The organism is Comamonas sp., assembly GCF_009360615.1.
GTDB lineage: Bacteria > Pseudomonadota > Gammaproteobacteria > Burkholderiales > Burkholderiaceae_C > Comamonas.
Map to the genome: position 1 here is coordinate 1 of NZ_SPEY01000005.1, position 19912 is coordinate 19912.

19 protein-coding genes are annotated in these 19912 nt (G+C 63.7%); 13 read left to right on the plus strand and 6 right to left on the minus strand.

The genetic code is table 11. From position 1 onward, the window contains the following. The 11 genes from E2583_RS00985 to E2583_RS01035 form a co-directional block, all read left to right on the plus strand. Nucleotides 1–650, plus strand: a 650-nt coding sequence (locus tag E2583_RS00985; RefSeq protein ID WP_291592329.1) for an FtsW/RodA/SpoVE family cell cycle protein, incomplete at its 5' end; no start/stop codon positions are given. Beyond that, nucleotides 647–1732: an undecaprenyldiphospho-muramoylpentapeptide beta-N-acetylglucosaminyltransferase gene (murG, locus tag E2583_RS00990; protein ID WP_291592330.1), complete on the plus strand. Its 1086-nt coding sequence runs from the start codon at nt 647–649 to the stop codon at nt 1730–1732. The genes E2583_RS00985 and murG, both read left to right, overlap by 4 nt. Then, the gene (gene murC, locus E2583_RS00995; RefSeq protein WP_291592332.1) at nt 1729–3162 is read left to right on the plus strand and encodes a UDP-N-acetylmuramate--L-alanine ligase; all 1434 of its coding nucleotides are present in this window, start codon (nt 1729–1731) and stop codon (nt 3160–3162) included. Before murG ends, murC begins: the two co-directional genes overlap by 4 nt. Then, nucleotides 3159–4130 carry a D-alanine--D-alanine ligase gene (locus tag E2583_RS01000; protein WP_291592334.1) on the plus strand — a complete coding sequence of 324 codons (972 nt, stop codon included), beginning with the start codon at nt 3159–3161 and terminating at the stop codon, nt 4128–4130. The genes murC and E2583_RS01000 overlap by 4 nt, the downstream gene beginning before the upstream one ends. Next, nucleotides 4127–4936, plus strand: a complete 810-nt coding sequence (locus tag E2583_RS01005) for a cell division protein FtsQ/DivIB (protein WP_291592335.1) — start codon at nt 4127–4129, stop codon at nt 4934–4936. Before E2583_RS01000 ends, E2583_RS01005 begins: the two co-directional genes overlap by 4 nt. Nucleotides 4937–5008: 72 nt before the next feature. After that, on the plus strand, nt 5009–6238 hold the full coding sequence (gene ftsA, locus E2583_RS01010; protein ID WP_003051293.1) for a cell division protein FtsA: 1230 nt from the start codon (nt 5009–5011) through the stop codon (nt 6236–6238). A 146-nt stretch (nt 6239–6384) separates the two neighbouring features. Next, the gene (gene ftsZ, locus E2583_RS01015; RefSeq protein WP_003051295.1) at nt 6385–7578 is read left to right on the plus strand and encodes a cell division protein FtsZ; all 1194 of its coding nucleotides are present in this window, start codon (nt 6385–6387) and stop codon (nt 7576–7578) included. A 265-nt stretch (nt 7579–7843) separates the two neighbouring features. Beyond that, nucleotides 7844–8767: a UDP-3-O-acyl-N-acetylglucosamine deacetylase gene (gene lpxC / locus E2583_RS01020; RefSeq protein WP_291592362.1), complete on the plus strand. Its 924-nt coding sequence runs from the start codon at nt 7844–7846 to the stop codon at nt 8765–8767. Continuing rightward, the gene (locus E2583_RS01025; RefSeq protein ID WP_291592401.1) at nt 8764–8955 is read left to right on the plus strand and encodes a hypothetical protein; all 192 of its coding nucleotides are present in this window, start codon (nt 8764–8766) and stop codon (nt 8953–8955) included. The genes lpxC and E2583_RS01025 overlap by 4 nt, the downstream gene beginning before the upstream one ends. A gap of 202 nt (nt 8956–9157) precedes the next feature. Further along, complete coding sequence (locus tag E2583_RS01030) at nt 9158–9574, plus strand: RcnB family protein (protein WP_291592363.1); 417 nt, start codon at nt 9158–9160, stop codon at nt 9572–9574. Nucleotides 9575–9742: 168 nt separating this feature from the next. Continuing rightward, the gene (locus E2583_RS01035) at nt 9743–10594 is read left to right on the plus strand and encodes an alpha/beta fold hydrolase (RefSeq protein WP_291592365.1); all 852 of its coding nucleotides are present in this window, start codon (nt 9743–9745) and stop codon (nt 10592–10594) included. Here the strand turns inward: E2583_RS01035 and ruvC are convergent. From ruvC to E2583_RS01065, 6 genes are all read right to left on the minus strand, one after another. Further along, nucleotides 10588–11136, minus strand: a complete 549-nt coding sequence (ruvC, locus tag E2583_RS01040) for a crossover junction endodeoxyribonuclease RuvC (protein ID WP_291592367.1) — start codon at nt 11134–11136, stop codon at nt 10588–10590. The two genes, E2583_RS01035 and ruvC, sit on opposite strands and share 7 nt — an antisense overlap. 124 nt (nt 11137–11260) lie before the next feature. Next, the gene (mtgA, locus tag E2583_RS01045) at nt 11261–11989 is read right to left on the minus strand and encodes a monofunctional biosynthetic peptidoglycan transglycosylase (RefSeq protein WP_291592370.1); all 729 of its coding nucleotides are present in this window, start codon (nt 11987–11989) and stop codon (nt 11261–11263) included. Between the two features lie 12 nt (nt 11990–12001). Continuing rightward, nucleotides 12002–12868, minus strand: a complete 867-nt coding sequence (gene aroE / locus E2583_RS01050) for a shikimate dehydrogenase (RefSeq protein WP_291592372.1) — start codon at nt 12866–12868, stop codon at nt 12002–12004. A 112-nt stretch (nt 12869–12980) separates the two neighbouring features. Then, a complete protein-coding gene (locus tag E2583_RS01055; protein ID WP_291592373.1) occupies nt 12981–13841 on the minus strand; it encodes an energy transducer TonB in 861 nt (286 codons plus the stop codon). 29 nt (nt 13842–13870) lie between these two features. Beyond that, nucleotides 13871–15940, minus strand: a complete 2070-nt coding sequence (locus tag E2583_RS01060) for an RNB domain-containing ribonuclease (RefSeq protein WP_291592374.1) — start codon at nt 15938–15940, stop codon at nt 13871–13873. A 169-nt stretch (nt 15941–16109) separates the two neighbouring features. Then, on the minus strand, nt 16110–16694 hold the full coding sequence (locus E2583_RS01065; protein WP_291592375.1) for a YqiA/YcfP family alpha/beta fold hydrolase: 585 nt from the start codon (nt 16692–16694) through the stop codon (nt 16110–16112). 177 nt (nt 16695–16871) lie between these two features. Here E2583_RS01065 and rodA point away from each other — a divergent pair, with 177 nt between their 5' ends. Together rodA and tldD are read left to right on the plus strand one after the other, a co-directional pair. Then, nucleotides 16872–18053, plus strand: coding sequence for a rod shape-determining protein RodA (rodA, locus tag E2583_RS01070; RefSeq protein ID WP_291592376.1), 1182 nt, complete (start codon nt 16872–16874; stop codon nt 18051–18053). Nucleotides 18054–18436: 383 nt separating this feature from the next. Next, the gene (gene tldD / locus E2583_RS01075) at nt 18437–19897 is read left to right on the plus strand and encodes a metalloprotease TldD (RefSeq protein WP_291592378.1); all 1461 of its coding nucleotides are present in this window, start codon (nt 18437–18439) and stop codon (nt 19895–19897) included. Nucleotides 19898–19912: the final 15 nt, after the last annotated feature.

Here is a 19912-nt window from a genome sequence, read left to right on the forward strand (position 1 = left end):
ACATGGGGGCCTTCATGGTGATCGTCGTGATCTCCATGGGCATTCTGTTCCTGGGCGGCGTGAATGCGCGCATGTTCTTCATCATCGCGCTGCTGGTAGTGCTGGCTTTCGGCTTGATCATCGCCACCTCGGAGTGGCGGCGCGAGCGTATTTTTGCCTACCTCGACCCCTGGGATGAAAAGCATGCGCTGGGCAAGGGCTACCAGCTCTCGCATGCGCTGATTGCCATCGGGCGGGGCGAGATCTTCGGCGTGGGCCTGGGCCGCAGCGTGGAAAAGCTGCACTGGCTGCCCGAAGCGCATACCGACTTTCTGCTGGCCGTGATCGGCGAGGAGTTCGGTCTGGTCGGCCTGCTGTTGATTGCGGCGGTCTTCTTCTGGCTGACCCGCCGCATCATGCTGATCGGCCGCCAGGCCATCGCATTGGACCGTGTCTTTGCCGGACTGGTTGCCGAGGGCGTGGCAATCTGGATGGGCTTCCAGGCCTTTATCAACATGGGCGTGAATCTGGGCGCCCTGCCAACCAAAGGCCTGACTCTGCCGTTGATGAGTTTTGGCGGTTCGGCCATCTTGATGAACTTGATTGCGATAGCTGTGGTGCTCAGAGTCGATTACGAGAACAAGCTGCTGATGAAGGGAGGTCATGCATGACGCTTCCCGTTCAGCAAAACAGGCAGCGCACTGCGCTGGTGATTGCCGGCGGAACCGGTGGCCATATCTTCCCCGGGCTGGCCGTGGCGCAGGAGCTGCGCGCGCGCGGATGGAATGTGCACTGGCTGGGGGCGCCCGGCTCCATGGAGTCCCGCATCGTGCCGCCGCAGGGCTTTGCCCTCGAGACCATCGAGTTCGGCGGCGTGCGCGGCAAGGGCGTCAAGACGCTGCTGCAGCTGCCCCTCAAGCTGAGCAAGGCCTTTGCGCAGGCGCGCAGCGTCATCCGGCGTGTCCGGCCCGATGTGGTCATTGGCCTGGGCGGCTACCTGACCGTGCCCGGTGGCCTGATGGCAGCGCTGTCCGGCGTGCCCGTGGTGCTGCACGAACAGAACTCCGTGGCCGGCATGGCCAACAAGGTCGTGGCCAAGGTGGCCACGCGCGTGTTCACGGCGTTTCCCAAAGTGTTTGCCAAGGGCGAATGGGTGGGCAACCCGCTGCGTCAGGCGTTTCTGGAGCAGGCTGCGCCCGCCCAGCGCTTTGCCGGCCGCACCGGCCCGCTCAAGCTGCTGGTGGTGGGCGGAAGCCTGGGAGCCAGGGCACTCAATGAGATCGTGCCTCAGGCTCTGGCCCTGATGCCCGCTGACCAGCGTCCCGTGGTGCTGCACCAAAGCGGTACGGCCCAGATCGATGCGCTGCGCGCCAATTATCTGGCTGCCGGCGTGCAGGCCGAGCTGACGCCTTTCATCGACGATACGGCCAAGGCTTTTGCCGACGCCGATCTCGTCATCTGCCGTGCAGGTGCCAGCACCGTGACCGAGATCGCCGCCGTTGGTGCGGCAGCGGTCTATGTGCCCTTCCCGGCGGCGGTGGATGACCACCAGACCGCCAATGCCCGCTTCCTGGTGGACGCCGGTGGCGGCTGGTTACAGCCTCAAAGTACTTTGAGCGCCCAAGGGTTGGCGGAAATGCTACAAAATATGCAGCGTGCGACGCTGTTGGAGCGCGCTGAACTCGCGAAGAAAATGCAAAAGACTGATGCCACCACGAAGGTGGTCGCCGCTTGTGAGGAGTTGGCAGCATGAAACACGCCATTCATCACATTCACTTTGTCGGTATTGGCGGCGCCGGCATGAGCGGTATTGCAGAGGTTCTGCACAACCTGGGTTACGCCATTTCAGGCTCCGACCTGGCGGATAGCGCCACGCTGCGCCGCCTGGCCGGCCTGGGCATCAAGACCTTCGTCGGTCATGCGGCCGGGAATGTCGCCGGCACCGATGCCGTGGTGACGTCTACGGCCGTGCAGGGTGACAACCCCGAGGTCCTGGCTGCGCGCGAGAAAAAGATTCCGGTGGTTCCCCGTGCCCTGATGCTGGCCGAGCTGATGCGCTTCAAGCAGGGCATCGCCATTGCTGGTGCGCATGGCAAGACCACCACCACCAGCCTGGTGACCAGCGTGCTGGCCGAGGCCGGCCTGGACCCCACGTTCGTGATCGGTGGCAAGCTCAACAGCGCAGGTGCGAATGCCAAGCTGGGCCATGGCGACTACATCGTGGTCGAGGCCGACGAGTCCGACGCATCCTTCCTGAACCTGTTGCCCGTGATGGCCGTCGTCACCAATATCGACGCCGATCACATGGAGACCTACGGCCATGACTTCGGCCGACTCAAGCAGGCCTTCGTGGACTTTCTGCATCGCATGCCGTTTTACGGTCGTGCCATCCTCTGCGTCGACAGCCCTGCCGTGCGCGAGATATTGCCCAGGCTGGCCCGTCCGGTCACGACCTACGGCTTTGCCGAAGACGCACAGGTGCGCGCCGTGAATGTGCGTGCCGAAGCGGGCCGCATGCGCTTTACCGTGCGTCGCCAGAACGGACAGAGCTATCCGGAGCTCGAAGTCGTGCTGAGCCTGCCCGGTGAGCACAACGTGCTCAACGCCCTGTCTGCCGTGGCGGTTGCCATGGAGCTCGAGATTTCCGATGAGGCCCTGCTGCGTGCCCTGGAAGGCTTCAAGGGCGTCGGGCGGCGCTTCCAGCGCTATGGCGAGCTGCCGGCTGCCAATGGCGGCACTTTCACCGTCATCGACGACTACGGCCACCACCCTGTGGAAATGGCCGCCACGCTGGCTGCGGCACGTGGCGCCTTTCCTGGGCAGCGCCTGGTGCTGGCCTTCCAGCCGCATCGCTACAGCCGCACGCGCGATTGCTTCGAGGATTTCGTGAAAGTCATCGGCAGCGCCGATTCGGTGTTGCTGGCCGAGGTCTATGCCGCAGGCGAGGCGCCCATTGTGGCCGCGGACGGTCGCTCCCTGGCCCGCGCTTTGCGCGTGGCCGGGAAGGTCGAGCCTGTATTTGTGGAAAACATTGCCGATATGCCGGCAGCCATCGCCGCCAATGCGCAAGCCGGTGATGTCTTGCTGTCCATGGGAGCGGGATCGATTGGTGCCGTGCCCGGGAAGCTGGTTGAGATGTTTCAGAAACAAGAGTCGGCTGCGCCCGCAGGGAGCGCGCAATGAGCATGTTTGGTACCCATATCGATGTGAAGGCCCTGGGCAAGGTCGCGGTGCTCATGGGGGGGCGCTCGTCCGAGCGCGAGGTGTCGCTGATGTCCGGCACCGGCGTGCTGGCCGCATTGCAGTCCAAGGGCGTCGATGCCCACAGGTTCGACCCTGCCGAGCAGGGCCTGGACCAGCTCAAGGTGCAAGGCTTTGACCGCTGCTTCATTGCGCTGCATGGCCGCTACGGCGAGGATGGCACGGTGCAGGGAGCGCTGGAGTTGCTGGACATCCCCTACACGGGTTCGGGCGTGATGGCGTCCAGCATCGCCATGGACAAGATCATGACCAAGCGCATCTGGCGCTTTGAAGGCCTGCCCACGCCGGACTGGCGCATGGTCGATTCGGCCGAAGCCACCCGCGCCGCATTGCAGGCCCTGGGCGCACCCATGATTGTCAAGCCTGCACGCGATGGCTCCAGCATCGGTCTGACCAAGGTGATGAATGCCGAAGAATGCGCCAGGGCCTACGAGCTGGCGGCCCGGTACGACGCAGAAGTGCTGTGCGAGCAGTTCATTGCCGGCGACGAGACCACCTGCCCCGTCCTGGGCACGGGAGTGAATGCCGCTGCGCTGCCCGTGATCCGCATCGTGGCACCCGAAGGCAACTACGACTATCAGAACAAGTATTTCACCGACACCACGCAATACCACTGCCCGAGCGGCCTGCCGGCTGTCGAGGAGGCCGAGATCCAGCGCATTGTGGAGAAAGCCTTCCGCACCCTGGGCTGCCGCGGCTGGGCGCGTGCCGACATCATGATTCGCGCCAGCGACCGCAAGCCTTTCCTGCTGGAGATCAATACCTCGCCAGGCATGACAGGGCATTCTCTGGTGCCCATGGCGGCGCGCGCTTCCGGCGTGAGCTACGAAAACCTGTGCCTCGGCATCCTGGCCATGAGCACGCTGGACGGAGAAGCGGAGCAGCCATGAACCGCAGCCATCCCGCAGCCGTCGTCCCGTTCGACGTCAAGCTCATGAACATCACTGCCACGGTGATGTTCATGGGGTGCTTGGCGGCGTGCGTGATGGCCGTGGGATGGTGGTTGATGCGAACTCCGGCCTTCAATATCGGCCGTATCGTGGTGGAAGGCGAGCTGGTGCATAACAACGCCGTGACGCTGCGTGCCAATGTGGCGCCGGTGCTCAAGGGCAACTTCTTCACGGTGGACCTGAAGGCGGCGCAGCACGCCTTCGAGCAGGTGCCCTGGGTGCAGGAAGCGCAGGTGCGCCGCGAGTACCCGAACGGCTTGCGCGTGGCGCTCAAGGAGCATGTGGCCGAGGCCTTCTGGGGGCCCGAGACCGGTACCGGTCTGGTCAACAAGGCCGGCGAAGTGTTCGAAGCCAATCTGGGCGAGCTGGACCGCGAAGGACTGCCGCGTCTGCAGGGTCCCGAGGGATCGGCCCCGCGCGTGCTGCGGATGTATCACGCACTGGCGCCGGCCCTGAAGCCGCTCGATGTGGAGCTGGACAGCCTGACTCTGGATGCCCGTGGCAGCTGGGAGCTGGTGCTGGACAACGATGCGGTGCTGGCACTGGGTGGCGGCACCACCGAAGACATATTGCAGCGCGTGCAGCGTTTCGTGCGCACGCTGCCTCAGATCACCTCTCAATACAAGCGCTCGGCTGCAGCAGTGGAGTCTGCAGACCTGCGTTACGAAGACGGCTATGCCTTGCGACTCAAGGGCGTGACCACTGGAACCTCCGCGCCGGCAGCTGCTGCCAGGGCCAGACGATGAGCGGGAGCAGGAGAACAGACATGCAAGGCGCACACAAAGACAAGACAGAACCTACCGGGGGCGGAAGCTGATATGGCAAGAGAATACAAGGATGTGATTGTTGGGCTGGATATCGGCACGGCCAAGGTCATGGCGGTGGTGGCCGAGGTCATGTCCAATGGCGAGCTGAAGCTGGCGGGCCTGGGCGTCGCCCCCAGCAACGGCCTGAAGCGCGGCGTGGTCGTGAACATCGATGCGACCGTGCAGAGCATCCAGCAGGCGCTCAAGGAAGCCGAGCTGATGGCAGACTGCAAGATCCAGCGCGTGTGCACCGGCATTACCGGCAGCCATATCCGCGGCCTGAACTCCAGCGGCATGGTGGCCATCAAGGACAAGGAAGTCTCGTCCACCGACATGGCGCGCGTGATGGAAACCGCCAAGGCGATCAATATCTCGTCCGATCAGCGCTTGCTGCTGGTCGAGGCGCAGGAGTTCGTCATCGACGGCCATGAGGTGCGCGAGCCCATCGGCATGAGCGGCATTCGCCTCGAAGCCAAGATCCATATCGTGACCGGAGCCCAGAGCGCGGCCGAGAACATCATCAAATGCGTGCGCCGCTGCGGCCTGGAAGTCGAGCAGCTGCTGCTCAACCCGCTGGCATCGGCCCAGGCCGTGCTGACCGACGACGAGCGCGAGCTGGGCGTGGCCGTGGTGGACATCGGCGCGGGTGCCACCGATGTGGCCATCTTCACCGGCGGTGCGATTCGCCACACGGCCGTGATCCCGATTGCCGGCGACCTGATCACCAGCGACATTGCCATGGCCTTGCGTACTCCCACCAAGGATGCCGAGGACATCAAGGTCGAGAGCGGCTATGCCAAGCAATTGCTGGCCGACCCCGATGCCCAGGTCGAAGTGCCGGGCCTGGGTGACCGCAGCCCTCGCATGATCAGCAAGCAGGCCCTGGCCGGCGTGATCGAGCCCCGCGTGGAAGAGATCTTCTCGCTGGTGCAGCAGGTCATCCGTGAATCGGGCTACGAAGAAGTGCTGTCCTCGGGCATCGTGCTCACCGGCGGCAGCGCCGTCATGCCGGGAATGATCGAGCTGGGCGAGGACATTTTCCTCAAGCCCGTGCGTCGCGGCCTTCCCAAATATTCCGGAGCGCTGGCCGACATGGTCGCCCAGCCCCGGGCCGCCACCGTGATGGGTCTGCTGGACGAAGCACGCCTGGCACGTCTGCGTGGCTACAAGGTGGCCCAGAAGAGCGGCTCCATGAAGACCGCCTTCGGCCGGTTCAAAGACTTCATCGTGGGGAACTTCTGATATGAGCACCTATCGCATGTTCATCACCGGACCGCCACAGATGGATTTTTCGCGGCATCGACGACGAAGACCGCGAAGACTTCAAGAGTTCGAGATTTCTTTTCCACAGCAGCGACAAACCACCACTAGAGAACAGGAGCACCACCATGCCTATCGACATGATTGAAACCGAAGAATTCAACCAGGGCACGCAGATCAAGGTGATCGGCGTCGGCGGTGGCGGCGGCAATGCCGTCGACCACATGATTGAACGCAGCGTGCAGGGCGTCGAATTCATTACGGCCAATACCGATGCTCAGGCCCTGTTGCGCAGCCGTGCCCACCGCACCATCCATCTGGGTGGCAGCGGGCTGGGTGCCGGCAGCAAGCCCGACAAGGGTCGCGATGCTGCGGAAGCTGCTGTGGAAGACATTCGCGCTGCCATCGAAGGCGCGCACATGCTCTTCATTACGGCCGGCATGGGTGGTGGTACGGGTACCGGTGCATCGCCTGTGATCGCACGAGTGGCCAAGGAAATGGGCATTTTGACAGTGGGTGTGGTGACCAAGCCTTTCGAGTGGGAAGGTGGTCGCCGCATGCAGAACGCTGACGCCGGCCTGGCCGAGCTGGAAGCCAATGTGGACTCGCTGATCGTTGTGCTCAACGAAAAGCTGCTTGATGTGCTGGGTGACGATATCTCCCAGGACGAGGCGTTTGCCCATGCCAACGACGTTCTGAAGAACGCCGTGGGCGGCATTGCCGAGATCATCAACGAGTACGGTCATGTGAACGTCGACTTTGAAGACGTGCGCACCGTGATGGGCGAGCCCGGCAAGGCCATGATGGGCACGGCCAAGGCCGCCGGTCCCGACCGCGCCCGTATCGCCGCCGAGCAGGCCGTGGCCTGCCCGCTGCTGGAGGGCATCGACCTCTCCGGCGCCAAGGGCGTGCTGGTCCTGGTCACGGCCGCCAAGGGCAGCCTGAAGCTGTCCGAGTCGCGTCTGGCCATGTCCACCATCAACGCCTACGCGTCTCCCGATGCGCATGTGATCTATGGCGCTGCCTACGATGACTCGCTGGGTGACGAGATCCGCGTGACCGTGGTGGCTACCGGCCTGTCGCGTCCCAATGTGCGTCGCCAGAACATCCAGGTGGTGCAAGGCGGCCTGCGCACGGGTACCGACAACGTGGCCGTGGGACTGCCTCCCCTGGGCGGCATGGAGTACGGCACGGCCAACACCAATGTGCCCAGTGTCTGGCGTACCAACCGCACCCAGGCTTCGGAACGCGTGAGCGCTCTGGCATCTGGCGGCATGGACGATGTGGAGATCCCCGCCTTCCTGCGCAAGCAGGCTGATTAAGCTCCCCCTGAGCGGCTTTGCCGCTTCCCCCTCTCTCTGGCGCTTTGCGCCGGAGGGGGACGACACCCTCGGTGCGGGGCGGCGGGGCCGCCAAGGCCCTTCCTCGGTGTCTCTGCCTTCGAGTGCGTCAGTATTTGAGAGGTCAGCCGCAAAGGCCTTTGGTCCGTTAAGGACTGTAGGCCCATCGGTTCGCTGTATCGCAGCGATTAAGACAACCCTGGGTCGGCGTAAGCCGGCTCGGGGTTGTCCCATTTAAAATACCAGCATGCTTCAGCAACGTACCATCAAGACCATTTCCCGTGCCGTAGGCGTGGGCCTGCACAGCGGACAGCGTGTCGAGCTGACGCTGCGCCCTGCCCAGCCTGATACCGGCATCGTGTTCCGTCGCGTGGACTTGCCTGAGCCTGTGGATATCCCCATTTCTGCCGAGGCCGTGACCGATACGCGCATGGCCTCCACCATTGGCAGCGGCGGTGCCAAGGTGCATACGGTCGAGCACCTGATGTCGGCCATCGCCGGTCTGGGCATCGACAACCTCTATGTGGACATCACGGCCGAAGAGGTACCGATTCTCGATGGTTCCTCGTCCTCGTTCGTGTTTCTGCTGCAAAGCGCCGGGATCGAGCTGCAGAAGGCGCCCAAGCGCTTTATCCGCATCAAGAGCCCGATCGAGGTGCGCGAAGGCGAAGGCCAGAACCTGAAATGGGCGCGCTTTGATCCCTACCATGGCTTCAGGCTGCGTTTCGAGATCGACTTCGCTCACCCTGCCGTGGACTCCACGGGGCAGTGCGTGGAGTTCGACATGGGGCTGGACAACTACACCCGCGATATTGCCCGCGCGCGCACCTTCGGCTTCACCAAGGATGTGGAAATGCTGCGCAACAACGGCCTGGCGCTGGGCGGCGGGCTGGACAACGCCATCGTCATGGATGACTACAAGGTCCTGAACAGCGACGGCCTGCGCTATGACGATGAGTTTGCCAAGCACAAGATCCTCGACGCGATCGGCGACCTGTATCTGATCGGAAAGCCCATCCTCGGTGCCTACAGCGCCTTCCGTTCGGGTCACGGCCTCAACAACAAGCTGCTGCGCGCCATGATGGCCCAGCCCGAGACCTGGGAGATGGTCACGTTCGAGAGCGAGCGCCAGGCTCCTCGGGGCTTTGCCATGCCTGCCCAGGCCTGGTGAGCGAACTCGCCATGCTGATCTTTCGCTGGCTGGCAGGCCTGCTGATCCTGGCCTCTGCGCTGAGCTTCGCCTTCTATCTGGGAACCGGCAAGGTCCAGTACAAGCGCCTGGGCTTCCTGCTGTTCAAATGGACGGTGATCGCCGGTCTGGCCTTTTTCGCCGTGATGTTTGTGGGGCGCATCGTCTGAGGCGCTAGCCATGTTGAGAGCTGCTTGCGCAAGCCGGACAAGCACTTCGCGGGTTTGTGCTTTGTAAACGGCGGGCAAAAAATCGGTAAATCGGCATTGGCTCACGCCCGCGCTGCCGAAATGGGGCGAAGATGGACTGGCTGCGGTCGCAATGATGGGCCGCACACCTTGTGTGCCTGAATGATTCGACAAAGGAGTACCCATGCCCCGTTGGACTACCCGCATTCTTTCTGCGTCCGTCGCCGCCTGCCTGACGCTGGGCAGTCTGGCCGTGCAGGCCCAGCCCGGTCCTCCACCGGGCCGTGGCAACGGCCATGGGCCGCAGGACATGCGTCATGAGGGACGTCATGACGATCGCGGCCGGCATGCGCAGCGACATGACCGGCATGCCGAGCGCCACGACAACGGCCGCCGCGGCGGTGGTCCCGACCATAACTGGTACAAGGGCAGCCGCGTGCCGCCGCAATATCGCAGCCCGCACTATGTAGTGAATGACTGGCGCGGGCACCACCTGTCGGCACCGCCGCGCGGCTATCACTGGATTCAGAACGGCGGCGACTATCTGCTGGTCGCCATCGCCACCGGCGTGATCGCCTCCATGGTGCTGGGCAGCTACTGAGCCCGCAGCAGATCCAGAGGCTGTGGTCGGCCACGGCTTCTGGCGCTGGGGCGCGGTCCCGCAGGCAGGTCCCCGGCCCTGCGATTGGCTGTCTCCTGAATCAGGCCGGGCACTCTCCGGATGCACCGAGGTGCAGAACGGGATGGGATCATGGAGGGTTGACGGTATATGCGAAGAGTCGATGTGCCGACCAGGGACGGGCACTCCATCGTGCTGACACGTATCGGTCCCCCGCGGGGTGCCGCGGTGGCGTTGACGCACGGTACGTTCTCCAGTGCCTCGTCATGCGAGAGGCTGGGCCGATTCCTCGCGGCGCAGGGATTTGGCGTCTGGCTTTTTGATTGGCGCGGACACGGGCTGAATCCGTCGGCCAGCCATGATTACGACCTGGAAACGGTGGCCGAGCAGGATATCGACGGCGCTCTTCAGGAGATTCTCCGCCAGGAGCAAGGCCGGCCCATCACGTTCATCGGCCATAGCGGTGGAGGTATTGCCGCCGCCATCTGGGCCGCGCGCCAGCCCGAGCGTGCGCATGCGCATCTGACCGGACTCGTTCTGCTGGCTGCACAGGCGACCCATGCGGCGGGGACGCTCTCGGCGCGGATCGCGATCCATGGGTACAGGGCCTGGATACGCCGACGGCAATGGCTGGCTGCAAGCTCCATGGTGGGGCCGGAGAGGGAAAGCGCACGCCTCATGCGACAGTGGTGCCAATGGAACCTGGGCCGGAGCCTGCTCGGGCATGACGGAACGGATTATCTGGGTAGCCTCGCCCAGGTTCGCATTCCCGTTCTGGCGCTTGCAGGATCTGCGGACCGTGTGATCGCTCCCTGGCAGGGGTGCAAAGCCCTTGCCAGGGCCTTCGGAGGGCCTGACGTGGAGTTCCATCTGTGCGGCAAGGCCGCCGGCTATGTGGAGGATTACAGCCACAGCCGGCTTCTGATGGCCGGCAATGCCCAATCCGATGTGTTTCCCCGGATCGCGCAGTGGATCAGGGTCCGGTCCGAACGGGCTCAGTAAACGCGCCCGCCGCGGTACATGGCATGTTGCTTGCGGCGCAGATCGGTGGACTTGGCCATCAGTCCCATGGCGGCAGCCGCGTGGGCATGGGTGATCGCCAGTCCCAGTGCGTCGGCGGCATCGGTACCGGGCAGGCCGGGCAGCTGCAGCAGTCGTTTGACCATTTCCTGGATCTGGCTCTTGGCCGCGCGGCCGTGGCCGACCACGGCTTTCTTCATCTGCAGTGCGGTGTACTCGGAAACCGAGAGATTGGCGTGGACCAGGGCCGTCAGCGCCGCACCACGGGCCTGGCCCAGCAGCAGCGTGGACTGGGGGTTGACGTTGACGAAGACGATTTCCACGGCCGCCACCTGTGGCTGGTAGCGCGAGGCGACTTCGGAGATGCCGTCAAACAGCACCTTGAGACGACCCGGCAGGTCGCCGAGTTCCATCTTGTTGGTGCGTATGGTGCCGCTGGCCACATAGGACAGGCGCTGGCCTTCCATATCGATGACGCCAAAACCCGTGGTCTGGAGACCAGGGTCGATTCCGAGAATTCGCATGGCTGTGGATTATCCACGTTCAAAACCTGCATGTTCCATCCGGGGGGCAGCAAGCCAGTGCCTCCTCGCGGCGATGCTGCAGTCCGCTCGGGGGGACGGCGCGGGGCCGCCCTGGTGAAGCGCCTCAGGGGGGTGTCACCATCGGTATATAGCGTGCGATCGTACGGCTGCGCTGGGCCAGATAACGCGATTGCGGCATTTTCTCGAAGCGCTTGGGCGCCGGAAGCATGGCGGCAAGCCGTGCTGCCTCCGCCGCATCGAGCTGGGCCGCACTCTTGCGGAAGTAATGCCGGGCGGCGGCCTCGGCGCCGAACACGCCCTGGCCCCATTCCACATTGTTGAGGTAGAGCTCCAGAATGCGCCGCTTGCCCAGCATCAGCTCCAGCCATTGCGCCAGCAAAAGCTCCTGGCCCTTGCGCAGAAAATTGCGTTCGCCCGACAGCAGCAGGTTCTTGGCCAGCTGCTGGGTGATGGTGGAGCCGCCATAGACCTTGGCGGGCTTGCTGTTGCTGCCGGCCTTTTCTGTCTGCGTGGCCCTGGCCTCGGCTTTGGCGTTGCGCTGCCAGGCCTTCTGGACTGCATCCCATTCCACGCCATGGTGCTCCATGAACCCGGCATCCTCGGAGGCAATCACCGCGCGCTTGAGGTGACCGGAGATCTGGTCATAGTCCACCCACTGCTGGCGCCAGCGCAGACCTTCATTGCCGTGTGCGAGCTGCCAGGCTTCGGTGCGCTGATAGCTGGTGGACTCTGGATCCAGCCAGGCCATGACTGCGATGCGTGCTGCGAAAAACAATTGCAGCAGCAGGGCCGAGCAGAGCATCAGCAGCAACAGGCGGCCCAGAGCTTTCATGATCTGTCGGTTTCAATGCGCCGCTTCGGTCAGCAGCAGTGCACGCAATTCGGCAAGCACCCGTGCCGAGGGAGGGCGTATGCCGCGCCACAGGGCATAGGACTCCGCAGCCTGCTCGACCAGCATGCCCAGGCCGTCGCGTGCGACAGCGCCATGGTTGCGGGCCCAGTCCAGAAACGGTTGGGCTGCGGGGCCATACATCATGTCGTAGGCCAGGCTGCCTGCGCGCAGCACCGATGGCGGAGCCGGTACTTCCGCGCCGCTGAGGCTGCTGGCCGTGGCATTGATGATGATGTCGAAATTGTGATTCAGATCGCCCGCCAGCGACTTGTGGTCAAGCGCCAGCAGCTCCACCCGGTGCAGCGCTGCAAGTTCGGCATGTTGCTGAACCAGCGTCTGGGCCTTGGCATGGGTGCGGTTGACCACGACGAGACGGCGGGGCTTTTGCTCCAGCAGAGAGCCCAGAGCACCGGCGGCGGCACCGCCTGCGCCCAGCATCAGCACGTCGCGCCCGGCAATGGGTACGCCGGCATTGCGGGTGATGTCGGCCACGATGCCCAGACCGTCGGTGTTGTCTGCATGAATGCCGTTGGCGCCGAATACCAGGGTATTGGCGGCACCCGCCAGGCGCACGCGCTCGCTGGCGCTGGTGGCCAGTTCGGCGGCCTGCAACTTGAAGGGTACGGTCACGTTGCAGCCTTTGCCGCCGCGCGCGGCAAACTCGCGCACATGGTCGGCAAAGCCGTCCAGCGGCACCAGGGCGCGGTCGTAGCTGACGGACTGGCCGGTCAGCTCGGCAAATCGGGCATGAATCCAGGGAGAGCGGCTATGGGCAACAGGGTTGCCCATGACGCAGTAGGCATCAGGCGTATTTGTCATAAAAAGGCTGAAAGAAATCGCTGCGCAGAGTCGGATGTGCGCTGGCTGCGTTCCCCGCACGCAAGCGAAGCGATACGAAAGCGGGGGAAGACACCGAAGGCGGCACAGGGGGTCACCTGATGTCTGTTTCCAGTGTCTGCTCGCGCGTGAACCTGAAGCGCGAGACGACGGCGATCTGGTCGGCCTTGGCACGCATGGCCGGGCCGAAGTGGCTATAAGGGCCGGCGGCGCGGGCGATGGCTTCGGCACGGGTATCGAGCATGCGGTTGCCCGAACCCTGCACGACCTCGGTGGAGAGTACGCGGCCGTCATGGTTCACGGTCAGGATCATGACCAGCTCGCCGTACAGCTTCTTGCCCTTGTTTTCAGGGAAATTCTCCGTGCCCTTGTCTTCCACCTTGCGGCGCAGTGCGTCGTAGTAGACGGCGTAGACGGCCTCCTTGGTGGCGGGGCTGATATAGCGCTTCTTGGGACGGGCGTTTTCTTCGTTGATGCGCTTTTCAATCTCGGCCAGCAGCTTGATGAGCTGCAGGCGCTTTTCTTCCTGGGCCTCCTGGCCCTTGTTTTCAGCGCTCAGGCGCGGGTCGATGGGCGGCAGTGCGGCCACCTGCTGGCGCAGTTGCGTCAGCAGCTGGTGCTGCTGCTCCTGCATGGCATCGAGCTGACGCTGCTTTTCCTCGAAGTCGTCACCCACGGCCGTCAGGGCCGAGTAGGGCATGGGGCTGGTGGCCCGGCCCTGATCCGCATCCCCGCCGCCGGCCAGCGAGGTCTGGGCGATGGCCTGTGCCTTGTCCGGCACCTCGTTGGCACGGGCGTTGACCAGAATCACTTCCAGCGGCGTGTCCTGAAACACGCGCTCGAAGCTATCCGGATCCACGAACCGGATGGTCAGCAACACGGCATGGACAGCGATGGACACGCCCAGCGCCAGCTGCAGCGTACTCAGTCGTTGAAGAGAGGTGGGCAGTTTCACGGCAGCGTCAGTGCGATGAGGTGTGGGGGTCAGGACTTCGGCTGCTCGGCGGCGGGGTCGGCATCGTTCATGTCCACCGCAATGGAGATGGGGCCGGCCACGGTGTCGTCATCATCCTCACCGCTGTCCTCGCCATCGCCTGCGGCCTCGGCGCCGGCATCCAGGCGCTCGATCAGCGTGCCCGAGATGTCCAGCGAGATTTCGTCGATTTCGCCGAGCCTGATGCGTACATGGGCTCCGCGCGGCAGGTTTTGCGCACCCAGCACGGGCAGTACCAGCGGCAGATGGTCTGCGCGCACCAGGAAGGAGCCGTTGGGGCCATCCTTGAAGACGCTGGCCGTCAGCTCGGTGATGCCGTTCTGCTCCAGGTACTTGAGCGTCCAGAATCGCTCCATGCCGGCCTGATAGCCGTTGTAGGCGCTGTAGGCGCCGTCGAAGCTGCTGATGATGCCGAACAGTTCGGCATCCTTGGGCTTGAAAGGGGCGGCCAGGGCGGCGGTCTTGCCGTGGCGGGCGCAGGCGATGATCTGCCACTGATTCACCAGGTCCACATAGCGGCGCAATGGGGAGGTGGCCCAGGAGTAGGCTTTCACGCCGATGCCGGCGTGCGGCAAGGCCTTGGTGCTCATGCGTACCTTGACGCCGGGCGCCAGGCTGGCCTGGCTGCGATAGATGCCGGGCACTCCGTGCTCGGCCAGCATCAGCCCCCAGGTGCTGTTGGCCACGATGGCGGCCTCGGCCACGATCAGGTCCAGCGGTGCGCCGCGCTTGCGCACGGTGATCTGCACCTGCTCGCTGCCGTCAGGCTCCGCACCGTCGTTGCCGACGAGTCGGAAGTTGTAGTCCGGGCGGTTGAAGTTCTCGGGCTTGCCGCGCACCACTTCGCGATTGGCCTTGAGGAATTTGGACCAGCGCTGCAAAAAGGTGAGCTCCCTGCGCTTGCTCAGCAAGGATTCAGGCGTGTTTTCAACCTCGATGGAGGAATCCGTCAGCCATTCCTCGGTGACGATGTGATCGAGCTTGTCGTAGCGGAAGTTGACTTCCACGGGGACGCGCTCGAGACGGGTTTCGCTGGAGATGGTCTCCAGCGTCTCCTCGTTGATCTGCACATACAGCGAGACCGCGGGGTTGGAGCGGCCTTCGTCCAGCGTATAGATTTGCACCACGTCGTCGGGCAGCATGGTGATCTTGTAGCCGGGCATGTAGACGGTGGACAGGCGGGCGCGGCCCAGCTTGTCCAGCTCGCCGCCGGGTGTGATGGCCAGACCGGGAGCGGCAATGTGGATGCCCACGGTGACGGTGCCCGTACCCAGGCCGGTGACGGACAGCGCATCGTCGATTTCGGTGGTGGCCGAGTCGTCGATGGAGAAGGCCCTTACATCGGCCACCGGCAGGTCGGCCGGTGGCTGAGGCGCCTGCACGGCGGGGAAGCCTGTGCCCTTGGGGAAGTTGTCGAACAGAAAGCGCTTCCAGTGGAACTGGTAGGACGAGTCGATGGCGCCGGCACGGTGCAGCAGCTCCAGCGGGGCCAGTTTGGTGGCGCGGCTGGCATCGACCACGGCCTTGTATTCGGGGGCGTTCTTGTCGGGCTTGAACAGAATCCTGTAGAGCTGTTCGCGAATCGCCTGCGGGCACTCGCCGCGCCCCAGCTCCTCGGCCCAGGCGTCGATCTGCGCCTGGATCTGCTTTTTCTTCTCGATGGCGGCCAGTGCCTGCTGCAGGATCTCCGCAGGGGCCTTCTTGAAGCGGCCCTTGCCCGCACGGCGGAAATAATGCGGCGCATCATACAGACGGAACAGTGCACCGGCCTGTTGGGCCAGCGTCGCGGATTCGGAAAAATAATCACGCGCCAGGTCGGCAAAGCCGAACTCTTCCTCGGGCGCAAATTCCCAGGCCAGATCCAGATCGATCTCGGCGGCCTGGGCCTGGCCCTGAGCGATCAGCTCTGCAGGAGACGGCTTCTCGAACTTGAGCAGGATATTGGCGGCCTTGACCTTGACCCGCTTGCCCGAGTCCAGTTCGACTTGGGCCGAGGATTCGGCTTCGGAGAGGATGCGCCCGGCCAGAAATTTGCCGGCTTCTTCAAACAGTGCGTGCATAACTGCGCATTTTCCCACGAGCCGAACATTCGGCGCTCAGAAGTGATTCAGTTCATGCTTGAGAACAGTCAATATCGAATGCAGGCGTGTGAGGCTATGCAGCGAGCAGGCGCGGCTTGCGGTGCCGCGTCCGAAGAGGGACCTGTGGTGCATGGCGGCCCGGAGGCGATCAGGCCAGGGCCAGAAATTCGTCGATCCGGTCCAGATACTCGGCAAAGTTGCTCAGGGCGTGGTCGCCGCCTTCCTGCACCAGTTGCAGTGCGTGCGGGTAGCGCTCGCTCATCTCGCTCCAGTCCAGTACCTCGTCGCCCTGGGCGATCAGCACCATCTCTGGCGCTGCCGGCGTCATGGCACGGGTGTCGAGCTGGCGTAGTTCCTCGATGTATTCGGGACGAAAGAAGAAGGTTTCCTCGGGGTCATGCCAGCTGGACTGCTCGCCTATGTATTTTTCCAGGTCGCGGGCCGGATTCACGGCGGGATTGATCATCACGCTCTTGCAGCGCGCCAGCTGTGCCACCCAGCTGGCGTAGTAGCCACCCAGCGATGAGCCCATGACGGCCATGCTCTGGCGTGGCCAGTTGGCGATGCCTTCGACGATCACGGCCGCGGCTTCGCGTGACGAGGGCGGCAGCTGCGGGCACCACCAGCGTACCTTGGGATGCCGGGCGCCCACATAGTCCGCCATGATGCGTGCCTTGGTGGACTGCGGGGAGGAGCGAAAGCCGTGCAGATACAGCAAGTGGGTGGTCGTCATGGTGGCAATCTCCTCTTGTGAAAACGCTTCGGTCCCGTCCATTGTGGACTGTCTGCCTCAAGACTAGCAGGGTGGGAGGGCCTATCACAGCGGCAAGCGGGCCGTCAGTACCGTGCCGTCAGCAAAGCTCAACCCTGCAGACAGCACGGCAGCTGGCTCCCCCGATAATTGCGGCCCATGTCTGCCATCGAATTCGATAAGCCCTCGCTGCTGCAACGCATTGTTCCGCTGTTTCGCGGCTTTGACTTCCTGCTGCTTCTGTTCATCGCCATGCTGGCGGGAGCGGGGCTGCTGGCCATGTACTCGGCGGGTTTCGATCACGGCACGCGTTTCGTGGACCATGGACGCAATATGCTGATCGCAGCGGCCCTGCTGTTTGTGCTGGCCCAGATATCCCCCCAGCAATTGATGAAGGTGGCCGTGCCTCTGTACACCCTGGGCGTGGTGTTGCTGGTGGCGGTGGCCTTGTTCGGCATCACCAAGAAGGGGGCCACACGCTGGGTGAACGTGGGGGTGGTGATTCAGCCCTCCGAGCTTTTGAAGATTGCCACGCCGCTCATGCTGGCCTGGTGGTTCCAGCGCCGCGAGGGCAATCTGCGCGCCTCCGACTTTGTCATCGCCTTTGTGCTGCTGATCGTGCCTGTGGGCCTGATCATGAAGCAACCCGATCTGGGCACCTCGCTGCTGGTGATGGCTGCCGGTCTGTCCGTGATCTTTTTTGCCGGGCTGCCCTGGAAACTCATCGTGCCGCCCGTGCTGCTGGCCGTGGTCGGCATCTTCCTGATCGTCTGGTTCGAGCCCCAGCTCTGCGCCGATGGCGTGAGCTGGTATTTTCTGCATGACTATCAGCGCACACGCGTGTGCACATTGCTGGATCCCACGCGCGATCCCCTGGGCAAGGGCTTTCACATCATCCAGGGCATGATCGCCATCGGATCGGGCGGTGTCTGGGGCAAGGGCTTCATGGCGGGCACGCAGACCCACCTGGAATTCATTCCCGAGCGCACCACCGATTTCATCTTTGCCGCCTATTCCGAAGAGTTCGGCCTGATCGGCAACCTGTTCATCATCGTGGGCTTTCTGTTGCTCGTCTGGCGCGGGCTGGCCATTTCCATGAATGCCAACTCACTGTTCGGACGGCTGATGGCGGCTGCTGTGGCCATGATCTTTTTCACCTATGCCTTCGTGAACATGGGCATGGTCAGCGGCATCCTACCGGTGGTGGGCGTGCCCCTGCCTTTCATCAGCTATGGCGGCACCGCCATGGTCACGCTGGGCCTGGCGCTGGGCGTGCTGATGTCGGTGTCTCGGGCACAGCGGCAGCTGCCCGGTGGCGATGGGCATATTCCCCATGCGTGAAGACCCGCGACCGGGTTGACCTGCTCTTGAAAAAAGAGCTGCCTGCTCATGCTCTGCATGGGCTGATTGACGGCTTGATGCGAGATACCCCGTCAGCGCGACGCGCTTAGATCGTTGAAAAATGTCAGTAGTTCCGTCCAAGGTCTTGCCTGGACTGTTCACAGCGTTTACAAACGGTTCTGGGGGTCAAAAGACCGATCAAGCGGGAGCGGCAAGGACCCAGGTGGGGTTCTGTCATGCAAAGCGGGCAGGGCAGAACCCGGCAAGTGCGAAGCCAAGTGAATGGAGCGGAATGTTGTACAGCCTGGTGGGGCAACATTCCGCTCTTTTTTATGCGCGGCCCGAGACAAGTCAGGGCTTGCAGCTATCTCTACAATGCTCCCATGATTTCCCGCGAACCCACCATCGAACGCTTGGCCACGGCCCGCCAGTTGCTGCTTGAGCCCTTCGGCCTGGACGAAACCCATCTTGCGCGTGCGCTTGCCGAAATTCGCTCGCACCAGGTGGATGACGCCGATCTCTACTTCCAGTACACCCGCGCCGAAGGCTGGAGTCTGGAAGAAGGCATCGTCAAGACCGGCTCCTTTTCCATTGATCAGGGCGTCGGTGTTCGCGCGGTCAGCGGCGAGAAGACGGCCTTTGCCTATTCCGACGACATCTCGGAAGCCTCGCTGCTCGATGCCGCCCGTACCGTGCGCTCCATCTCCAGCGCGACCCAGACGCGCCGCGTCAAGGCAGGGGCTCAGAAGATTGCGCAAAGCCGCTCCCTGTATCCGGAGCTGGACCCCATCGGCACGCTGGACAGCACGGCCAAGGTCGAGCTGCTGGGCAAGGTGGAAAAGCTGGCCCGCGCCAAGGACCCGCGCGTGGTGCAGGTCATGGCCGGTCTGGCCAGTGAATACGATGTGGTGCTGGTGGCCCGCGCGGACGGTACGCTGGCGGCCGACGTGCGCCCGCTGGTGCGCCTGTCGGTGACGGTGATCGCCGAGCAGAAGGGCCGCCGCGAGGTCGGATCCTCCGGCGGCGGCGGTCGCTTCGGTCTGGCCTACTTCAGCGACGATCAGATCAGTCAGTATGTGGACGAGGCCGTGCATGCGGCGCTGGTCAACCTCGATTCGCGTCCCGCACCGGCAGGCGTGATGACGGTGGTGCTGGGCTCGGGCTGGCCCGGCGTGCTGTTCCACGAGGCGGTGGGCCATGGCCTGGAAGGCGACTTCAACCGCAAGGGCTCCAGCGCCTTCAGCGGCCGCATCGGTCAGCGCGTGGCCGCCAAGGGCGTGACCGTGCTCGACGACGGCACGATTGCCGATCGCCGCGGCTCCTTGAACGTGGACGACGAAGGCCATGTCAGCCAGAGCAATGTGCTGATCGAGGACGGCATTCTCAAGGGCTATATCCAGGACTCCTTGAATGCGCGCCTGATGGGGGTCAAGCCCACGGGCAATGGCCGTCGCGAAAGCTACGCCCACATTCCCATGCCGCGCATGACCAACACCTATATGCTGGGTGGCGACAAGGATCCGCAGGAGATCATCGGCTCGATCAAGAAGGGCCTGTACGCCACCAACTTCGGCGGCGGTCAGGTGGACATCACCAGCGGCAAGTTCGTGTTCTCCGCCAGCGAAGCCTACTGGGTGGAAAACGGCAAGATCCAGTATCCCGTCAAGGGGGCGACCATCATCGGCAGCGGCCCGGAGTCACTCAAGCACATCAGCATGGTAGGCAACGACATGCGTCTGGACTCGGGTGTGGGCACCTGCGGCAAGGAAGGCCAGAGCGTGCCTGTGGGGGTGGGCCAGCCCACGCTGCGCATCGACGGCCTGACGGTCGGCGGTACGGCCTGACAGCGATTTCCCGGC